Annotated in this window: 21 protein-coding genes; 14 read left to right on the forward strand and 7 right to left on the reverse strand. The window is 66.7% G+C overall.

The window, feature by feature from the left end:
• Positions 1-59 precede the first annotated feature (59 nt).
• On the forward strand, positions 60-539 hold the full coding sequence (locus ACG2LG_RS07675; RefSeq protein ID WP_396257811.1) for a single-stranded DNA-binding protein: 480 nt from the start codon (positions 60-62) through the stop codon (positions 537-539).
• 194 nt (positions 540-733) lie between these two features.
• Here the strand turns inward: ACG2LG_RS07675 and ACG2LG_RS07680 are convergent, their stop codons facing one another.
• A complete protein-coding gene (locus tag ACG2LG_RS07680; protein ID WP_396257813.1) occupies positions 734-1,105 on the reverse strand; it encodes a sugar-binding domain-containing protein in 372 nt (123 codons plus the stop codon).
• 152 nt (positions 1,106-1,257) lie between these two features.
• On the opposite strand from ACG2LG_RS07680, the gene tadA reads away from it, so the two are divergent.
• Together tadA and ACG2LG_RS07690 are read left to right on the forward strand one after the other, a co-directional pair.
• Positions 1,258-1,782: a tRNA adenosine(34) deaminase TadA gene (tadA, locus tag ACG2LG_RS07685; protein WP_396257814.1), complete on the forward strand. Its 525-nt coding sequence runs from the start codon at positions 1,258-1,260 to the stop codon at positions 1,780-1,782.
• The gene (locus tag ACG2LG_RS07690; RefSeq protein ID WP_396257816.1) at positions 1,769-2,800 is read left to right on the forward strand and encodes an aminopeptidase; all 1,032 of its coding nucleotides are present in this window, start codon (positions 1,769-1,771) and stop codon (positions 2,798-2,800) included. The genes tadA and ACG2LG_RS07690 overlap by 14 nt, the downstream gene beginning before the upstream one ends.
• 197 nt (positions 2,801-2,997) lie before the next feature.
• Here the strand turns inward: ACG2LG_RS07690 and ACG2LG_RS07695 are convergent, their stop codons facing one another.
• Both ACG2LG_RS07695 and ACG2LG_RS07700 read right to left on the reverse strand, forming a co-directional pair.
• Positions 2,998-3,147, reverse strand: coding sequence for a hypothetical protein (locus ACG2LG_RS07695; protein WP_396257817.1), 150 nt, complete (start codon positions 3,145-3,147; stop codon positions 2,998-3,000).
• Between the two features lie 29 nt (positions 3,148-3,176).
• On the reverse strand, positions 3,177-3,305 hold the full coding sequence (locus ACG2LG_RS07700; RefSeq protein ID WP_396257818.1) for a hypothetical protein: 129 nt from the start codon (positions 3,303-3,305) through the stop codon (positions 3,177-3,179).
• A gap of 357 nt (positions 3,306-3,662) precedes the next feature.
• Between ACG2LG_RS07700 and mbhE the strand changes: the two genes are divergently transcribed.
• From mbhE to ACG2LG_RS07735, 7 genes are all read left to right on the forward strand, one after another.
• Positions 3,663-6,362 carry a hydrogen gas-evolving membrane-bound hydrogenase subunit E gene (gene mbhE / locus ACG2LG_RS07705; protein WP_396257820.1) on the forward strand — a complete coding sequence of 900 codons (2,700 nt, stop codon included), beginning with the start codon at positions 3,663-3,665 and terminating at the stop codon, positions 6,360-6,362.
• A 24-nt stretch (positions 6,363-6,386) separates the two neighbouring features.
• A complete protein-coding gene (locus ACG2LG_RS07710; protein WP_396257822.1) occupies positions 6,387-6,680 on the forward strand; it encodes a sodium:proton antiporter in 294 nt (97 codons plus the stop codon).
• The gene (locus tag ACG2LG_RS07715; protein ID WP_396257823.1) at positions 6,677-8,197 is read left to right on the forward strand and encodes a complex I subunit 5 family protein; all 1,521 of its coding nucleotides are present in this window, start codon (positions 6,677-6,679) and stop codon (positions 8,195-8,197) included. Before ACG2LG_RS07710 ends, ACG2LG_RS07715 begins: the two co-directional genes overlap by 4 nt.
• A complete protein-coding gene (locus tag ACG2LG_RS07720; RefSeq protein WP_396257825.1) occupies positions 8,194-8,532 on the forward strand; it encodes a Na+/H+ antiporter subunit E in 339 nt (112 codons plus the stop codon). The genes ACG2LG_RS07715 and ACG2LG_RS07720 overlap by 4 nt, the downstream gene beginning before the upstream one ends.
• On the forward strand, positions 8,525-8,767 hold the full coding sequence (locus tag ACG2LG_RS07725; protein WP_396257827.1) for a monovalent cation/H+ antiporter complex subunit F: 243 nt from the start codon (positions 8,525-8,527) through the stop codon (positions 8,765-8,767). Before ACG2LG_RS07720 ends, ACG2LG_RS07725 begins: the two co-directional genes overlap by 8 nt.
• Positions 8,764-9,039 (forward strand): monovalent cation/H(+) antiporter subunit G, encoded by a 276-nt coding sequence (mnhG, locus tag ACG2LG_RS07730; RefSeq protein WP_396257829.1) that lies wholly within the window; start codon positions 8,764-8,766, stop codon positions 9,037-9,039. The genes ACG2LG_RS07725 and mnhG overlap by 4 nt, the downstream gene beginning before the upstream one ends.
• A 64-nt stretch (positions 9,040-9,103) precedes the next feature.
• Complete coding sequence (locus tag ACG2LG_RS07735; protein ID WP_396257831.1) at positions 9,104-10,150, forward strand: hypothetical protein; 1,047 nt, start codon at positions 9,104-9,106, stop codon at positions 10,148-10,150.
• Between the two features lie 50 nt (positions 10,151-10,200).
• Here ACG2LG_RS07735 and ACG2LG_RS07740 read toward each other — a convergent pair whose 3' ends face one another.
• Both ACG2LG_RS07740 and ACG2LG_RS07745 read right to left on the reverse strand, forming a co-directional pair.
• Positions 10,201-10,506, reverse strand: coding sequence for a P-II family nitrogen regulator (locus tag ACG2LG_RS07740; RefSeq protein ID WP_396257833.1), 306 nt, complete (start codon positions 10,504-10,506; stop codon positions 10,201-10,203).
• A 3-nt stretch (positions 10,507-10,509) separates the two neighbouring features.
• Positions 10,510-11,481 carry a sodium-dependent bicarbonate transport family permease gene (locus tag ACG2LG_RS07745; protein WP_396257835.1) on the reverse strand — a complete coding sequence of 324 codons (972 nt, stop codon included), beginning with the start codon at positions 11,479-11,481 and terminating at the stop codon, positions 10,510-10,512.
• 95 nt (positions 11,482-11,576) lie between these two features.
• Between ACG2LG_RS07745 and ACG2LG_RS07750 the strand changes: the two genes are divergently transcribed.
• The 4 genes from ACG2LG_RS07750 (at position 11,577) to ACG2LG_RS07765 (ending at position 15,450) form a co-directional block, all read left to right on the forward strand.
• Positions 11,577-11,891: a helix-turn-helix transcriptional regulator gene (locus ACG2LG_RS07750; RefSeq protein WP_396257836.1), complete on the forward strand. Its 315-nt coding sequence runs from the start codon at positions 11,577-11,579 to the stop codon at positions 11,889-11,891.
• Between the two features lie 47 nt (positions 11,892-11,938).
• Positions 11,939-13,048, forward strand: a complete 1,110-nt coding sequence (gene holA, locus ACG2LG_RS07755; RefSeq protein ID WP_396257839.1) for a DNA polymerase III subunit delta — start codon at positions 11,939-11,941, stop codon at positions 13,046-13,048.
• A 5-nt stretch (positions 13,049-13,053) separates the two neighbouring features.
• Positions 13,054-13,554: a hypothetical protein gene (locus ACG2LG_RS07760; protein ID WP_396257840.1), complete on the forward strand. Its 501-nt coding sequence runs from the start codon at positions 13,054-13,056 to the stop codon at positions 13,552-13,554.
• A gap of 246 nt (positions 13,555-13,800) precedes the next feature.
• Positions 13,801-15,450 carry a DEAD/DEAH box helicase gene (locus tag ACG2LG_RS07765; RefSeq protein WP_396257842.1) on the forward strand — a complete coding sequence of 550 codons (1,650 nt, stop codon included), beginning with the start codon at positions 13,801-13,803 and terminating at the stop codon, positions 15,448-15,450.
• Positions 15,451-15,540: 90 nt separating this feature from the next.
• Here ACG2LG_RS07765 and ACG2LG_RS07770 read toward each other — a convergent pair whose 3' ends face one another.
• Both ACG2LG_RS07770 and ACG2LG_RS07775 read right to left on the reverse strand, forming a co-directional pair.
• Complete coding sequence (locus tag ACG2LG_RS07770) at positions 15,541-16,170, reverse strand: NlpC/P60 family protein (protein ID WP_396257844.1); 630 nt, start codon at positions 16,168-16,170, stop codon at positions 15,541-15,543.
• A gap of 178 nt (positions 16,171-16,348) precedes the next feature.
• Entirely contained in the window at positions 16,349-16,993 is a 645-nt protein-coding gene (locus ACG2LG_RS07775; protein ID WP_396257845.1) for an REP-associated tyrosine transposase, read from the reverse strand.
• Positions 16,994-17,028 lie beyond the last annotated feature (35 nt).

Consider the following 17,028-nt stretch of genomic DNA (forward strand, 5'->3'; position numbering starts at 1 on the left):
TCACGAACAGTTTTTGTGCTTGACCTGCCGGAGTCCGAGCCGCCAATCTGACGCTTGCCATGGCCAATCTGAACAAAGTGATGTTGATCGGGAACCTGACCCGTGATCCCGAACTCCGCTACACTCCCAAGGGAACCGCGGTCGCCGACCTCGGGCTTGCCGTGAACCGCCGCGTCTCCGACGGCAACGGCAACTGGAGCGACGAAACGACCTTCGTCGACGTGACCGTCTGGGGCAACACCGCGGAGAATTCCCAGAAATACCTCTCCAAGGGGCGCGGCGTCTTCATCGAGGGGCGTCTCCAGCTCGACACCTGGGAGGACAAGCAGTCCGGCCAGAAGCGCAGCAAACTCAAGGTCGTTGGCGAGAACGTCCAGTTCCTGCCCGACGGCCGTGCTGGCGGCGGCGGTGGCGGTGGCGGCGGTCGTTCCCAGTCTTCGGACAACGATTCGTCGCAACAGGAAGACAAGCCGCAGGGCGGGTCCGCGGCCGATGTCGGTGACTACGACGGCGACGACGGCGACGACATCCCGTTTTGAGCGCCTTGGGTAAGGCCTTCCGATCGAGGGTTGTGAAGCCCGAAGGTCCCTGAAAAGCCTCCGGCTCTCGACACCTCAGTCTGGGCCGCGTGCCCCTGGTGTAGTCCGCCTTTCTGAGGCACCATAATTGCCCTGTTGCTCGAGGCGGACCCTCAGGATGGCGGTGGTTTCCTCGCCGGAGACGTTGCGGAAGGTCAGCCTCGGGCGGAGTTGACCCCTTCGAAGGCGATCAGGGTCTCGCGGCCCTTCCACTCTTCGGGGATCGTGAAGGTCCGCCGGTAGGACCCGAACTGATTGCGATTGTTCTCGGGAAAGGTCAGGTGGTTTCCCGGCGGCGTGGCCGTGACGCGCGGCGGGTCCTTGTGGAAGGGGTAGGTGATGTTGGTGTAGTGGAGCGTGCCGTAGCCCTTGATCTGCCAGTTCGACGGGACCTCGATGTCGTCCCAGCCCGAGACGTCGAAGCCCGGCTTGAAGAACTCGACGGGGCGGGCGTCCGGGTGGGCGGCGTGGTGGAATTTCCAGGTGCCGTTGAGGACCTGGCACCAGGGCGAGTCAAGGATTGGCACCGGTGGGCCCGATCCCGGGCGGCGGCCATTGGCACTACATGACGCCGCGCCAGGAGTCCTTCCCGCCTCGGGAGCGATGGGGGCTGCCGCGGGGTGGGGGCGGGCAATTTGGAACTTGGCACTGCTCCGCTGGCCCTTCCACGCTGGGCGGCGTGGAGATCGACCTGCTCAGCGACGACTATTTCATGGGCCAGGCGCTGCGCGAGGCGCGCAAGGCCTACGCGGCGACCGAGGTGCCGGTCGGCTGCGTGGTGGTACACGGGCAGCAGGTCATCGGCCGGGCGTGGAACCAGGTCGAGACGCTCAAGGACGCCACCGCTCATGCCGAGATGCTGGCCCTGACGGCGGCGCAGGATGCCATCGGCGACTGGCGGCTGGAAGGGTGCACGCTCTACGTGACCAAGGAACCGTGTCCGATGTGCGCGGGGGCCATCGTCCACTGCCGGCCGGACCGGGTGGTCTTCGGCTGCGCGGATGAGAAAGCCGGCGCCGCCGGAGGGTGGATCAACCTGCTCCAATCCAATCCGCCGCTGAACCATCAGTGCGAGATCGCCCACGGCGTCCTCGGCGACGAATGCCTCGCGCTGCTCCAGAGCTTCTTCCGCGAGGCGAGGGAGAAGAAGAAGGCCCTGCGGGACGCGGCGGGACCGAACGGCCGTGCCGATGAGGGCAGGTAGTGGGAGCGCCGGCATCCTGCCGGCATCTTTCGGCATCCTGCCGAAAGTCTGTTTCTGCGGCTTCATCCTCGCGCTCGCCTCTTGCGGCACGCTCGAGTTCTACTCGCAGGCGACCGTCGGTCAGCTCGAGATGCTGACAAAACGCCAGCCGATCGGGAAGGTCGCCGCGGAGACCCCCGATCCCAGGCTGCGCGAACGACTCGCGCTCACCCGCCGCCTGCTCGATTTCGCCGAACAGGAGATGAAAATGCCCTCGGAAGGGGCCTACGAACTCTACGCCGAACTGGGGCGCGAGCACCTGGTGTGGGTCGTCCACGCCGCGCCCGAGCTGTCGATGGAGCCGAAGCGCTGGTGGTATCCGGTGGTCGGCTGCCAGGCCTACCGCGGTTATTTCCGCGAGGATCTCGCGCGGGCCGAGGCCGCGAGGCTCGGGGAGCAGGGCTACGAGACGTGGATCGGCGGGGTCGACGCCTTCTCGACCCTCGGCTGGTTTCGCGACCCGGTGCTCGACACCTTCGTCCACCGGGCCGAGGTCGACTACGCCGAGCTGATCTTCCACGAGCTGGTCCACATCAAGTACTACATCCCTGGTACGACCGCGGAGAACGAGGCGCTGGCCGAGGCGGTGGCCCGGGAGGGCGTGCGGCGCTGGTTTCGCCACACCGGCCGGCCCGGGCTGGCGCGCCGCTACGACGAGCGCCTCGCCAGGATCGCGCAGGCCCGCGAGGCGATCGTCGAGGCCTCCGGCCGGCTGCGCATGGTGTATGCGGCCGACCGGCCCGACGAGTGGAAGCGGGCGCGGAAGCGGGAGGAGCTCGCCCGCCTCAACCGCGACCTCCGGGCCCTGCGCGCCGAGTGGGGCCGCGGGCTCAAGTCGTGGATCGAGGAACCGGTCAACAACGCGCGCCTCAATTCCTTCACCACCTACGAGGCCGGGATCCCGCGCTTCACCCGCATGCTCGGGGACTGCGACGGCGACTTCGAGCGGTTTTGGGAAGTCGTTGGGGCGGGCTCGTGAGCGCTTCGATTTTTTTGAAACCGCAGAGAGCGCAGAGGAACGCAGAGAATGGGATTTCTATGAACCCGAAAACCACGATTGAAACCACGGCTTGGACTCCGCAACCGGGGATTCCAGGATGAAGAGGTCTCTTCTCCAAGCTCTGTGATCTCTGCGCTCTCTGCGGTTGAATTTTTCCGCCTCACCGGAAACCGGCGCTACTTCGCCCCGATGCAGTAGAGCATGGAAAGCGAACGCGCATAGATCCGTCCCTCGGCCGGGACCAGGGAAGCGCGGAACATTTCGTCCACTTCCGCGCCGAGCGTGTTGTGGCCGACGATCTCGAGTTGGTCGCCCGGCTTGAGCACCAGCGTTTCACCGGCGCAGGCGTTCTGGATCAGGATGTGGTCGCCGACAACCAGCGAGGCTGGCCCTCCAGGTCGAAGGCGTGGATTCCGCCGGGGCCGAAGAACGCGACCACGAGCTTGCCATCGGTCGCGCAGGTCGGCGTGGCGAAGCTGTTCATCCGGTGCGGATTCTCGGGCTTGCCGCACTCGATCGTGCGCTTCCACAGGATGGCACCGTCGTTGCGATCGATGGAGAGCCCGGAAGCCGTCGGTTGGAATCGAAAGCCCGATTTCCAGTCCGGTTCTTATTGAACGACATCGAATTCGTGCAAACCCTTTCGCCAGAGACCCGCCGCGTGCCTCATGAAGCGATTCGAGAAGATTCCCGCCGTTCCGTCCGACGAAGTGCCGTCCGCCTCCGCCCCCGTGCGGCGGGGTCGGCCGGCCATGCAGGGGCGGGCTGATGGCGCGGCCCCGCGGTCCTGCCCGTGTGCCACCGAGGCCGGATATCGCTGAAACGTCCGGCATTTTTGAAGATGAGCGAGGCTTTCCTTTCCGCCCTGCTGCCGGTGGTACCGCTGGCACTGGCCCTGCTGTGGCCGGGTCTCGTGCGCTCGCGGCCCCAATGGATCACCGGCCTGGCGGCGGCCCTGATGGCTGCCGGCTCGGTGGCGATGTTCGCCCGGGTGCCCGGGCTGGAACCCGCCCGGCAGTCGTGGGATTGGGTTCCGCAGCTGGGCGTGGAGTTCGCGTTCCGGCTCGACTCGTTCACCGCCTGGTTCGCGGCGCTGGTCCTCGGGCTCGGGGCCTGCGTGGTGCTGCATGCCGGCGGCTACCTGGCGAAAAGCCGTCACCTCCCCGGGGTGCTGGCGGCGCTGTGCGGCTTCACGCTGGCGATGCTCGGCGTGATCCTTTCCGACAACCTCTACCTGCTGTTCCTCTTCTGGGAGGCGACCTCGCTGCTCTCCTTCCTGCTGGTGGGCTTCCACCATGAAAAGGAGGAGGTGCGGGAAAAGGCGGCGCAGGCGCTGCTGGTCACCCTCGCCGGCGGCGCGTGCATGCTCGCCGGGATCGTGCTGACGCACCTGCATTTTGGCACGGCATCCATCGTGGAGCTGCTGACCATGGCCGGCGACGGCACGGCGGCGACGCTTTCGAGCGGCGCGCTGGTGCTGCTTCTCCTCGGGGCCTTCACCAAGTCGGCGCAGTGGCCGTTCCACTTCTGGCTGCCGAACGCGATGGTCGGTCCGGCCCCGGTGTCGGCGTTCCTGCACTCGGCCACGATGGTCAAGGCCGGCGTGTTCTTCATGGCGACGCTCGCGCCTTTGCTTTCCGGGCACCCGCTGTGGACGCCGCTGGTCACCACCGCGGGTCTGCTCACGGTTGCCACGGCGGTCCTGCGCGGCGCGCGCGAGCAGGACCTCAAGGCGCTGCTCGCCTGCACGACTTTGGCCGCGCTCGGATTCCTGACGGTGCTGGCGGGTCTCGGCACGCCGGCGGCGATGCTCGGGTTCGTGATCTTTCTCACCGCGCACGCGCTCTACAAGGCGCCGCTCTTTCTCGCCGCCGGCAACCTCGAGAAAACCTTCGGCACCCGCCAGCTCGGGGGGCTGGTCGGCGCCGTGAAGGCGGCGCCCTTCACCGGTCTGGCCTTCGCGGTCTCGGCGCTGTCGCTGATCGGTCTCGCCCCCCTGCCGGGATTCCTCGGGAAGGAATACCTGCTCAAGGCCACCTGGGCCTACTCGCCGCTGCTCGCGGTTTCGACGGCACTGGCCGCGGCCGGCGTGCTGGGCCTGGGACTCAAGCTGCTGCTGCCCCTGCTCGACTGGCGCCAGCGCCCCGAGCCGAAGAAGAGGCTCCCGCTTTCGATGACCCTGGCCGCCCTGATCCCGGCTCTCGGCACGCTCGGGCTGGTCATTTCGCTGCCGGCGACGACCCACGAGTTTCTCGGTGCGGCCGCCACCGCGCTCGGGGCACCGGCGGATGCGGCCTTCAAGTTCTGGCATGGCTGGACGCCGGCCTTCGGCCTGGGAATGGGGGCGCTGCTGCTTTCGGTGGCGGTGTGGCGGGTGCTGATCCGGCCGGATCTCGCCCCGCTCCCGGACAGCCTGCAGCCGATCTTCGAGCCGGCCTTCAACAACACGGTGCAGGCGATCCGCACGCTGGGCACCGGCGCGGGTCGATGGCTCGAAGCGGGCCGGCCCGGGGTGCAGATGGGAATCATGATTGCGGCCATCGGCCTGCTGGCCTTCATCGGCCTCGACGCGGCGGAGTGGTCCTTCCCCGAGTCGGATGCCTCGGCGGGCACCTCGGTGTGGCTGCTGCTGGCACCGGTGGCCGCGCTGGCCGCCTTTCTCGCCTGCACTGCCCGGACCACGCTCACGCTGCTGGTTTCGCTCGGCTTCGTGGGCCTGATCGTCGCCCTGCTGTTCCTCTGGTTCAGCGCCCCGGATCTCGCGCTCACCCAGCTGATGGCGGAAACGCTGCTGCTGTTCCTGCTGGCCGGCGTGCTCAAGAAGACCGGCGTCGAGGCCACCACCTCGTCGTTTTCCCTGGGCCGGGCGCTGGTGGCCCTCGCCGGCGGCCTGCTGGTCACCATGCTGGTGCTGAAAGCCATGGCGCTCGAGTGGGACCACCCGATCTCCGATTTCCACCTCACCCACAGCAAGTCCGCGGCCTACGGCGCCAACGTGGTCAACGTGATCCTGGTCGATTTCCGGGCCATCGACACCCTCGGCGAGATCCTGGTGCTGGCGATCGCCGCACTGGGAGCGACGGCGGCCCTCGGCGCGGCGCGGCGGCGGTCCATCCTGCCCTTCGACAGTGAAAGCCCGTGGCTCGGCACCGCGGCGCGGGGGCTCGCGGCCTTCTGCCTGCCGGTCTCGCTGTGGCTCTTCTGGCGCGGGCACAACGCTCCGGGTGGCGGCTTCATTTCCGCCCTCGTCGCGGCCACGGCGCTGGGCCTGCTGCTGCTCGTGCGCCATCCGCGCCTCGATGCCCGGCGGCTGCGCCATGCCTCGCTGCGGCTCATGGTCGGCGGACTCGGTGTGGCGCTCGGCTCGGCGCTTCTGCCGCTGTTTTCCGGCAAGGAATTCTTTACCGGCCTGTGGTGGCACTCCGGCGACTTCCATCTCGGCACGCCCCTGCTTTTCGACCTCGGCGTCTACCTCACCGTGCTCGGCTTCTGCCTCGGCTTCCTCCGCCATTTCCAGCCGAACCGGACATCTGCACTCTGAACTCTTCACCCTGAACTTCCGTCCATGCCCGTTCTCCTCGCCATCACCATCGGACTCCTGGCCACCGCCGGACTGTATCGTCTGCTCGGTCCGAGCCGCATCGACGCGCTGGTGGGCCTGATCCTGCTCGGCCAGGCGGCCAATCTCGTGCTCTTCGCCTCGGGCGGCCTGCGCCACAATGCGCCCGCCCTGATCGAGAAGGGCATGGCGGTGCCGACGGATCCGCTGCCGCAGGCGCTGGTCCTCACCGCCATCGTCATCGGCTTCGGCATCATCGCCTTCCTGCTCACCCTCGTCCTTCGCTCGTCCGACAAATGACTCCCGACCTCCAGCTCCTGCTGTGCCTGCTCGCGCCCTTCGTCGGCGCGGTGGTGTGCCTGGCGGTCGGCCCCCGCCCGCGGGTGACCGCCGGCATTGCGATCCTGGCCGTCGCGGTCAGCCTCGCGGCGGCCCTCGGGCTGGTTGCGGCAACGGCCGACGGCGAGGTTTTCGCCGTGCATGCCGGCGGCTGGAGCGCGCCCTTCGGTATCGTGCTGGTGGCCGACACCTTTTCGGCGCTGATGCTCGCCGTGTGCCAGCTGGTCACGCTTGCCGCACTTGTCACGGGTGCCGCCGTGCTGCCGGCGCACTGGCACCGCCGGCATTTCTTCCCGCTGGTGCTCACGCTCAGCACCGCGACCTGCGGCGCCTTCCTCACCGGCGACCTGTTCAACCTCTACGTCTGGTTTGAAGTACTGCTTCTCTCGTCGTTCGCGCTCATGGCCATCATGCGTGGCAGGGAGGCGCGGGCCGGCGCGTGGCGCTACGTTCTGCTCAACCTCGTCTCCTCGCTGCTTTTCCTCGCCGCGGCGGGACTCATCTACGGCAAGACCGGCACGCTCAACTTCGCCGACCTGCACCTGCGCTTCGCGGGCGCCGACGACGCCTTCCTGGTGAAAAGCTCGACGGCGCTCCTGTTCGGCTCGTTCGCGATCAAGTCGGCGCTGCTGCCCTTCGCCTTCTGGCTGCCCTCGTCCTATCCCCAGCTGCCGCCGGCGGTCTCCGCGCTCTTCGCCGGGCTGCTGACCAAGATCGGCCTCTACGCGATGTTCCGGGTCTTCGGGATGGTCTTCGGCACCGACACCTTTCCGCACCGCGACCTGCTGGAGCTGCTGGCGGTGCTGACCATGCTCGGCGGGGTGCTGGGGGCCGTCGCGCAGGGAGGGATGCGGCGCATCCTTTCGTTCCACATCATCAGCCAGGTCGGCTACATGGCGCTGGCGCTGGCGCTCTACACCCCGCTGGCGCTGGCGGCCGGGATCTTCTACCTGGTCCACCACATCGTGGTGAAGGCAAACCTGTTTCTCGTTGCCGGTCTGGTCGAGCGGCGGGCGGGCTCCTCCGAACTCGACCAGACCCGCGGGCTGCTGCGCGCGGCCCCGTGGCTGGCGCTTCTGTTCGCCATCCCCGCGCTCTCGCTGGCGGGCATTCCGCCGCTCTCCGGCTTCTTCGCCAAGTTCGCGCTGCTCCGCTCGTCGCTGGAAACGGGCGACACCCTGGCGACGACGGCGATCGTCGGCGTCGGCCTGCTGACCGTCTTTTCCATGCTCAAGATCTGGCGCGCCGCCTTCTGGGGCGAGGCACCGGAGGCCGGCCCCGCCAAGCCGGCGGCCCCGCCGGCCATCGCCAGCTCGCTGGCGCTCGGAGTGGTCACGGTGATCATCGGCTTCGCCGCCGGACCGCTCTTCGGCCTCGCCGAGACGGCGGCCGAAGGCCTGCGCGAGCCGACCGCCTACATCGACGCCGTGCTCGGCACGGGGAACGCGCCTGAACCCGCCAACACCGCTGCCAAATGAAGGCCCTGCTCTTGTTTCCCTTCTTCTACGTTTTCGAGATCGCGCTCGGAGCCCTGCGGATCGCCCGGGATGTCCTGGCACCCCGGCCCAGGCTCCAGCCGGTCCTGCTGCGCGTGCCCGTCGATCTGCCGAGCAACGTCCACCGGCTCGCACTCGCGGCGCTGGTCAGCATGACGCCCGGCACCCTGTCGGTCGACGAGGCCGACGAGGGCCGCACCCTGCTCGTCCACAGCCTCTACGGCGGGGCCGATCCCGAGGCCGAGATCCGCCACATCCAGGAAAAGTATGCCGCCCTGGTCGGCTCCATCCGCCTGCCCTTCAGCCGCCATGCTTGAGATCTCCACCTTCCTGCTGGCGCTGGCGATCGCGCTCACGCTCGGCCGGTTGATCACCTGCCGGGACGACGCCGATCGCGTGATCTGCGTCGACCTGCTCACCTTCCAGCTGCTTGGTCTGGCCGTGATGCTGGCCTTCCACGACCAGCGTCCGCTGGCGCTGCAGTTCGCCTTCGTGCTGTCGCTGCTCGGCTTCGTCTCCACGCTCATCCTCTCCCGCCTGATCCGGACATGATCTCCGAAATACTCCTCCTGCTCGGCAGCCTCTTCTTCCTGATCGCCTCGATCGGCCTGATCCGGCTGCCCGATCCCTTCGCGCGTCTCCACGCCGGCACCAAGGCGGCCTCGCTGGGGGTGCTGCTGCTGCTGGTCGCCGCGGCCCTGCGCTTCCACGATCCGGGATCGCTGATCCTGATCGGCGCGACCCTGCTGCTCGTCTTCATCACCGCCCCGCTCGGCGGCCACGCCATCGCGCGACGCCTCGCCGAGCGCGAATGGAAAAGCTGACAGGCGATTCCAATTGCATGAAACAGAATGCGTATGATCTTCTCGGGACAACCCTATCCCGAACATGAACTACGCCAAGCTTCGCAAGCATCTCATCGCCCTCGCCAGTCTTCCCAAGGGGGACTCTCCGGTCATCAGCGCCTACTTCGACTTGTCGGGTTCGCGCCACGAGACCCGCTCGCATTTCCGCTCGTGGGTCGAGCTGACCCGCCAGACCTTCCGGAATCCGGCGGTCCGGCAGGACTTCGACGACGCGGCGGAGGAAATCGAGGGCTGGCTCGGGGAGGCGAGGGGCCGCGGTGGCGCCGTTTTCTGCCGCTGGGGCGAGCATCCGCTTTTCCTGCCGATGACCTTCGAGGTGCCGCTGGAAACCCGGCTGCATGTCGATGACTTCGCGGTGATCTACCCGCTGGTCGAACTCAAGGACCGCTTCAACCGCTTCGTCGTGGTGCTCACGACCAAGGAAAGCGCCCGGATCATCGAAATGAACCTCGGTGCCCAGTCGGTCGAGTTGCTCACCCGCCGTCCGGCGCTGCGCGAGCGGATCGGTCGCGAGTGGACCCGCGAGCACTACAAGAACCACACCCGCGAGCGGGAGAAGCGCTTCGTGAAGGAGAAGATCGCCATCATCGAGAGCCTGATGGCCAAGCGCGGGCACAATGCGCTGATCCTGGCCGGCGACGCGCGCTACGTCTCGCGCATGTCGGAGGCGCTGCCACCGCATCTCAAGTCGAAGGTGATCGACGAGCTGAAGACCGGGGTCAGCGACGAGCGCCTCGGCGAGGTGCTCTCGCAGGCCGTCGGGTCCTTCCTCAGGGCGGAGGCGGAGGATGCGCACGATGCCGTCGACACCCTCGTCCAGGCGGTGCGTGCGGGTGGCTTGGCGACGGTCGGGACCGAATCGGTGGCTCTGGCCCTGCGCGAAGGCCGGGCCGACCGGCTGATCGTTTCCAACACGCTGCCCCAGGAGGATCAGGAGGAACTCGTGAGGCTCGCCAGCCGGCACAACCTGCCCATCGAGACCGTGCAGGACTGCGAACTGCTCGACCGCAACGGCGGGGCCGGCTGCCTGCTGCGCTACAAGGCGGAGCATTTGCCGGTCGAGGTGTAGGCCGGGCACGGGCGTCGCCCCGTGGGGTCTGACGCGTGGCATCCGGCCGGCTACCGCTTCACGAATTTCTCGCCGCGGAGGACGTTCACCTCGGTGGTCCAGGCGATGATCGAGTGGTTCTCGAAGTAGTCTCCGGAGACGGCTTCGAGGACCGCGTCGGCGACCTCCGGCGAGACGATGCTCTCGATCTTGATGTTCGGCCCCTCCCAGTCGGCGGCCCGGCTTCCCCGCGAGCCCTCGCCCTGGGCGTTGGTGAGGGTGTGTCCGGTGGCGCCCTTCTTGCGCAGGATGTCGATGATCTTGTCCTTGAAAAGGGACTCGGTGATGACGGTGACGAGGACCAGGGGCGTCTTCATGGATCACATCTTGGCGAGGTATTTCGCGAAAGCGAGGAAGAGCGGAATCCCGATGCTGAGATTGAAGGGGAAGGTCACTCCGAGGGCGAGCGTGAGGTAGATGCCCGGACTGGCCTGTGGCAGTGCGATCCGCACCGCGGCGGGCGCGGCGATGTAGGAGGCGCTGCCGACCATGGCCCCGAGCACGGCGGCTCCGCCCGGGGTCATGCCGGCGAAGTGACCGCCCAGCGTGCCGAGCAGGCCGTGCACCAGCGGCAGCACGATCCCGCAGACGATCAACCGCCAGCCGGCCTCGCGCAGATCGCCCAGGCGTTTTGCCGCCACCATCCCCAGCTCCAGCAGGAACAGGCACAGTGCGCCCTTGAACGGCGCGGCGAAGAAAGGCGCGACGCTCTCGAATTTCGCGGGACCACTGAGTGCGCCGATGACCGTGCCACCGATCAGCAGGAAGATGCTCTTGCCGGCGACGACCTCGTGGACCGCCTCCCTGAGGGTCGCGCCGCCCGCGTTTCCACCGCTGCTTCGCGGCCGGGCCAGCAGCAGGCCGACGATGATGCCGGGCACTTCGAGCACCGCGACCAGCGCGGGCAGGAATCCGTCGGCCTCGAGGTTGGCGATCTTCACCGCCTCAAGCGCGGCGAGGAAGGTCACCGCCGAGACCGATCCGTAGTGCGCCGCGGTGGCGCCGGCGTCGATCCGGTCGAGCCGACCGAAGGTCGAAAGGAGCATGAAGGCGGAAAAGGGCGTGACCACGCCGAGCAGCAGCGTCATCCCCAGCGGTCCGAGAAGGTTCGCGATGGGCGTCTGCGAAAGCGCGACGCCGCCCTTCAGGCCGATGGCGAAAAGCAGGTAGATCGACAGCGCCTGATAGATCGCCGCCGGGATCTCGAGGTCGCTCTTCACCCAACGGGCCACCATTCCCAGCAGGAAGGCGAGGACGACCGGTGAGATGAGGTTCTGAAGCAGCAGATCCACGACGAGGTTCCGGTTCGGTTGCGGGCAGGGAGGCCTGGAGAATTTCCTTGCCCCGAAGCGGTGATGGGCGAACTTGTTGTCGTGTTTTAGGCTTCATGCAATCACGAACCTCGAAAACTTCGGTCGAGTCGGCGCCGGAAAGCCATGCTTGGACCTTCCTCACCAACCACATGCACGTGCTGGTGGTGCTTTCCCGGGATCCGGAACTGCGGATCCGCGACATGGCCGCGCAGATCGGCATCACGCAGCGGGCGGTGCAGCGGATCCTTGCCGAGTTGATCGACGAGGGCGTGCTCAAGGTGACCAAGACCGGCCGCCGCAACCGCTACACGATCCAGCGCCGCACCCGCCTGCGCCATCCGCTGGAGAGCCGGCACACGGTGGGCGAGATGATCGACCTGCTCGACTGAGGCGCTTCGGTCTTGGCAGCGGACGGGGGCCGATTCAGATTCGACCCGTGGCCGACAAGGGGAACATCCACGCCGTGATCGGGACCGACGAGGGCCGGGTGAAGGAGGAGGCGCTGCGCCTCCACCGGGAGTTGACCGGGGGCAATGACGACGGTTTCACCCATGAGACCATCGACGGCACCGCCGACAATTCCGACGGTGCCTTCGCGATCTGCCAAAGCGTGGTCGAGGCGCTCAACACGCTGCCCTTCTTCGGCGGGGAAAAAGTGGTGTGGCTCAAATCGGCGACCTTTCTCATCGATGACGTGACCGGCCGCTCCGACCGCACGCTGAGCGGTGTCGAGGCGCTGAAGGACTGCCTCGACGCCGGACTCGGAAACGGCGTGACCTTTCTCCTGAGCGCCACCGGCATCGACAAGCGCCGGGCCTTCTGGAAGTGGCTGCAGAAGCACGCCGAGGTGAAGAGCTACGACAAGATCGACACCTCCCGCGAGGGCTGGGAGGAGGAGGTCGCGGCGCTGGTCGAGGGCCGGGCGAAGGACCTCGGGCTTTCCTTCGACGATGATGCGCTGGAACTCTTCGTCATGCTCGCCGGTGAGGCGACCCGCCAGATCAACAGCGAGCTGGAGAAGATCGACCTCTACCTCGGTGAGGACCGGAGGACGGTGACGATCGACGACGTCCGCGCGCTGGTGCCGATGAGCCGGGCGGGCGTGGTCTTCGAGATTGGCAAGGCCCTGCAGGGCGGCAATGCGGCGCGGGCGCTGGAGCTGATCGACCAGCAGCTCGAGCGCGGCGAGAGCGCGATCGGCGTGATGCGCGCCTCGATCATCCCGACGGTGCGGAATCTTTTCATGGCCAAGGTCGTCTCGGAGACCGGCGTGCCGACCAATCACTACAAGTCTTTCGCCGGAGCGATCGACCGCCTGCCGGAAGTCCAGCGCGCCTGGCTGCCGCAGAAGAAGTCCGGCGGCGTGAATGCCTACCCGCTGTTCCTTTCGATCGGCGCGGTCCGGAATTTCAAGCTCGGGACCCTGAGAAAGGTCATGGAGTCGGCGCTCAAGGCCGACCGCGAGCTGGTGACCACGGGCCTCGATCACCGCCTGGTGCTGCATCGGCTGGTGGCCGAAATCAGCACGGCGGCGGGCAAGAGGTAGGGTCCATGAAAGCGGACGACGCCCCCGCTTCGGTTACGCTCAAGCCCTGGTGGAAGTCGGTGGCGTTTTGGATGGGGGCGCTGGTGGCGGGGTTTTTGGGGTGGGTGTGGTGGGATTCGATGCACATGCGGTCCACTTTGATGGTTGTGTGTGGTTCGCGTGTGGATTCGATCTCAACAGACAGTGGATGTGTCGCGATTGAGTTGCATGACTTCAGAAAATCTCCCCCAGGCATGACGATGCGGCGGGTTTCCTATGAGAGGGGCACGATCTTGAGGGCTGATCCGAGGACTGGTGTGATCGAGCACGGCACGCCTGAGAGCTGGTACTGGTCTCGTTCAACAGGAGATATCATCAACACCATGGTGATGGTCTTTCCTCTCTGGTTTGTATTCGTGGCGTGGGGATTCTCATGGTTCGGGTGCTGGGAGCTGAGGCGTCGCCGGATCCGGAGAAAAATGGCCGGGCTCGCAGGCGCTGTTGCCGAGACGGACCGCGAGCTTTAGCTCGCCCCGGAGCCCGGGCAGAGATGCGAGCTGTCTCCTTCGCCAAGGCTACGGCGCACCAAGGAAGCTCGCGGTCCGTCGGTGGACGTTTTTGCCGGATGGGCGCAAGTCTCCATTGGTGGCCTGCCCCCGCCTTCCCGCGGCAGCAGGTCCCGCCCGACGCGGAAAATCGCTTCTTGTCAGACTGCGGGCGGAGCCCAAGGCTGCGCACCCGCCGCCGCGGACTGACGCGGCGCGCTCCGTCTCATGGACACGCCTCCCTTTTCCGAGCTCGGATTGCCCGAGCCGCTTCTCGCCGCGATCGAATCCCTCGGTTTCGAGCGCCCTTCGCCCATCCAGGCGCTGGCCATCCCGCCGGCGCTGCATGGCGAGGACCTGATCGGCCTTTCCCAGACAGGATCGGGAAAGACCGCCGCCTTCTCGCTGCCGCTGCTCGCCGGCATCGATCTCGAGGACCGCTTCCCGCAGGCGATCGTGCTCTGCCCCACCCGCGAGCTGGCCAACCAGGTCTGCGAGGACGTCCACCGCTACGCTTCCCACATGAAGGGCCTGCGGGCGGTGCCGGTATACGGCGGCGCGCCCATCGATCGACAGTTCCGCGCCCTGCGACAGGGGGCCCACGTCGTGGTCGGCACCCCGGGTCGCGTGCTCGACCACCTCAAGCGCCGGTCGCTCGACCCCTCCGGCATCCGGATGGTCGTGCTCGACGAGGCCGACCGCATGCTCGACATGGGCTTCCGCGAGGAAATGGAGGACCTCCTCGGCCAACTGCCGGAGGACCGTCAGACCTTGTTCTTCTCCGCCACGATGAACCGGGCGGTGTCGACCCTGATCGAGCGCTTCGGCCGCGAGCCCAGGACCATCCAGGTCGAGCAGAAGTCGAAGACCGTCAGCTCGATCGACCAATGCTGCTACGAAGTCCGCCAGCGCTCGAAGGTGGAAGTCCTGTCGCGGCTGCTCGACATGGACGAGGCCCGTCTTTCCATCGTCTTCTGCAACACCAAGCGCTCCGTCGACGAGGCCACCGAGGCCCTGCTCGCCCGCGGCTACGCCGTCGACCGGCTGCACGGCGACATCACCCAGCAGATGCGCGAACGCGTGCTCAAGCGTTTCCGCGAAGGCACCGTGGAGGTGCTCGTCGCGACCGATGTCGCGGCCCGCGGGCTGGACGTCGACGAGATCGACCTGGTCATCAACTACGACCTTCCGCAGGACCCCGAGGACTACGTTCACCGGGTCGGACGCACCGGCCGGGCCGGACGCAGCGGTCGGGCGGTGAGCTTCGTCTTCGGCCGCGAGCTGCACCGGCTGGAAATGATCGAGCGCTACACCAAGCAGAGCATCCGCCGCGAGCGGGTGCCGTCGCAGGAGCTCGTCGAGGGTCGGGTGGCCGACCGCCTGTTCGAGGAAATCAAGGAGCGCCTCGACGAGAAGCGCTTCGACTCCTACGAGGAGCAGTTCGACCGTTTGCTGGAGCAGGGCTACACGCCGACCGATGTCGTCGGCGCGCTGCTCACGATGCTGCGCGACGAGAGCGGACGCGAGTTCAGGGAGGTCCCGGAGGACAACGAGGAACCCGGGCAGCGGCGCCCGCGCCGCGAACGTCCGCCACGCGAACCCAGGGAGCGCCGGGAGCGCAGCGGCCCGCACGACAACGCCGACATGACCCCGCTGTTCCTTTCCCTCGGCAAGCAGTCGGGCGTGAAGGTCGGCGAGATCATCGGCATGCTCTACAACGAGTCGGGCGTCCCCCAGGGTGCGATCGGCCACGTGAAGATCCTCTTCAAGCACAGCCGCGTGGACGTGAAGAAGGAGTTCGCCGAGCAGGTCATTTCGGCGATGAAGGGCGTCAAGTTCCGCGGCAAGCCCTTCATCCTCGACCACGACCGCGGGTGAGGAGTGGCGCTTTCCAAGCGCCATGGCAGGGCCGGGCGGCCTCCCGGCCGCGTCGTGCGGCGGTCTTCAAGGGATCGCGTGAATGGACATTCACTGTCCGCCCACCAGCCCCGGCGGTGTCCCGTAGCCGACGAAGCGCGCCTTCGACCCCTTCCGCGGCAACCTGAAGTCGAACACGCCGAAACCACAACGGGCCTGACCCCGATAGCTGCGGCCATCGCTGGAGCCGACCATCACCGGGCCGCTGTTCTTTTCGCGACCGAGATACATCTGCACGTGGGTGATCTTGTTTTTCCTGCCATCCTTCGCCTGGTAGGTCCCGGCCCAGAACAGCAGGTCGCCCGGCTTCAGTTCCGCGAAGGCGTCATCGTCCAGCGAAGCAGTGCCTTGCGGCACTTCATGCATCTCTCCCTTCTTCTTGATCCATTCGTACTGCGCGGCCGAACTCCGGGCCGGCTCCAGCCCGATCTTCTTCAGGAGATAGAACATCGACCCCGAACAATCGAATCCACCCTCCCCGGGATCCGCACTGCGGGCGACATACTTCGACAACTTCAGGCGCTCGGTCTCCTCCAGGGCCACAAGCACCAGTCGCTGGCGCGCCGGATCCAGATCCCCAAACCCTTCGAGATCCGACGGCCCGATCACGCCCGGAGCCGGTCGCTCCTTCGCGAGGCAGGTGCTTCCAAGAATGGTGAGAACGGCAAGGAGGCGAATCATGGCGCGAACCCTAGCACATTCCTGGGAACCGCGCGACGCCGTCGCGCAGCGTTTCACCACCGAACCACTCCAACCCCATACCCAAAGCCACATCATCAACTCTGCATCCATCTCCTCAGCCCATTCATCCCGGGCGGACACACCGGTGCGCGACAGCGTCGCGCGGTCCTTTCCTCCCTCACCCACCAAACGCACTTCCAAACCGCCAATCCTCCGGCCTCTTGCAGAGCCCGGCCCTGACGGGGTTCATCCGGATGTAGCGTCGGGCACGGAGCAGATGATCTTCATCACGGATCAGGCGGTCGTGGTAATCATGATTCCACAATCGACCCTCTCGCCCAACTCGACGATTGATCAGGCGAGCCGTGTAGTTCTTCCATGACCGCACGATCTGATCCAGTCGTTCGGCTTCGTGGCAGAAAATCAGAACGTGCACGTGATTGGGCATCACACACCATGCATCGAGACGGTAGCGCTCTCCATCGAAGTGCTTCAGGTTCTCCTCCACGATCGCTGCATTCTCCGGATCCCTGAGCCAACAATCCCCATGCCCTCGATCCTCATACTCGGCGATCAGGCGATGCAATTGCTCCTGCCGGTCGGATTCCGTGACGGTGCCCAATTCTCCCAGCCATCGCTCGATGACCTTCTTTGGCACGGAATCGGCAAGCCGATAGGTAATCGCCTGAAGGCGATGGGTTGCATCGATGTGCGGCAGATATCCCCGCCTGCGCCAACCATCGGCGTTCTGCATGGCGAGAGAGTCTGATGCAGCCAGGTGCCGGATCCAACGCCGAAAGGAACGCGCGACGCTGTCGCGCATCGCAGCACCATCGAGGCCCGGAGATCGATGGCGGC

Origin of the sequence: Haloferula sp. A504 (assembly GCF_044385805.1) — a bacterium.
Taxonomy (GTDB): domain Bacteria; phylum Verrucomicrobiota; class Verrucomicrobiia; order Verrucomicrobiales; family Akkermansiaceae; genus Haloferula.

What these genes read in the sequence shown, in the direction of transcription:
- ACG2LG_RS07770 (WP_396257844.1), bottom strand. Translation starts at nt 16,170, where the DNA reads ATGATTCGCCTCCTTGCCGTTCTCACCATTCTTGGAAGCACCTGCCTC.
- ACG2LG_RS07765 (WP_396257842.1), top strand. Translation starts at nt 13,801, where the DNA reads ATGGACACGCCTCCCTTTTCCGAGCTCGGATTGCCCGAGCCGCTTCTC.
- ACG2LG_RS07750 (WP_396257836.1), top strand. Translation starts at nt 11,577, where the DNA reads ATGCAATCACGAACCTCGAAAACTTCGGTCGAGTCGGCGCCGGAAAGC.
- ACG2LG_RS07675 (WP_396257811.1), top strand. Translation starts at nt 60, where the DNA reads ATGGCCAATCTGAACAAAGTGATGTTGATCGGGAACCTGACCCGTGAT.
- ACG2LG_RS07725 (WP_396257827.1), top strand. Translation starts at nt 8,525, where the DNA reads ATGCTTGAGATCTCCACCTTCCTGCTGGCGCTGGCGATCGCGCTCACG.
- ACG2LG_RS07710 (WP_396257822.1), top strand. Translation starts at nt 6,387, where the DNA reads ATGCCCGTTCTCCTCGCCATCACCATCGGACTCCTGGCCACCGCCGGA.
- ACG2LG_RS07720 (WP_396257825.1), top strand. Translation starts at nt 8,194, where the DNA reads ATGAAGGCCCTGCTCTTGTTTCCCTTCTTCTACGTTTTCGAGATCGCG.
- ACG2LG_RS07760 (WP_396257840.1), top strand. Translation starts at nt 13,054, where the DNA reads ATGAAAGCGGACGACGCCCCCGCTTCGGTTACGCTCAAGCCCTGGTGG.
- ACG2LG_RS07690 (WP_396257816.1), top strand. Translation starts at nt 1,769, where the DNA reads ATGAGGGCAGGTAGTGGGAGCGCCGGCATCCTGCCGGCATCTTTCGGC.
- ACG2LG_RS07715 (WP_396257823.1), top strand. Translation starts at nt 6,677, where the DNA reads ATGACTCCCGACCTCCAGCTCCTGCTGTGCCTGCTCGCGCCCTTCGTC.
- ACG2LG_RS07700 (WP_396257818.1), bottom strand. Translation starts at nt 3,305, where the DNA reads ATGAACAGCTTCGCCACGCCGACCTGCGCGACCGATGGCAAGCTCGTG.
- ACG2LG_RS07775 (WP_396257845.1), bottom strand. Translation starts at nt 16,993, where the DNA reads ATGCGCGACAGCGTCGCGCGTTCCTTTCGGCGTTGGATCCGGCACCTG.
- mbhE (WP_396257820.1), top strand. Translation starts at nt 3,663, where the DNA reads ATGAGCGAGGCTTTCCTTTCCGCCCTGCTGCCGGTGGTACCGCTGGCA.
- ACG2LG_RS07740 (WP_396257833.1), bottom strand. Translation starts at nt 10,506, where the DNA reads ATGAAGACGCCCCTGGTCCTCGTCACCGTCATCACCGAGTCCCTTTTC.
- ACG2LG_RS07735 (WP_396257831.1), top strand. Translation starts at nt 9,104, where the DNA reads ATGAACTACGCCAAGCTTCGCAAGCATCTCATCGCCCTCGCCAGTCTT.
- mnhG (WP_396257829.1), top strand. Translation starts at nt 8,764, where the DNA reads ATGATCTCCGAAATACTCCTCCTGCTCGGCAGCCTCTTCTTCCTGATC.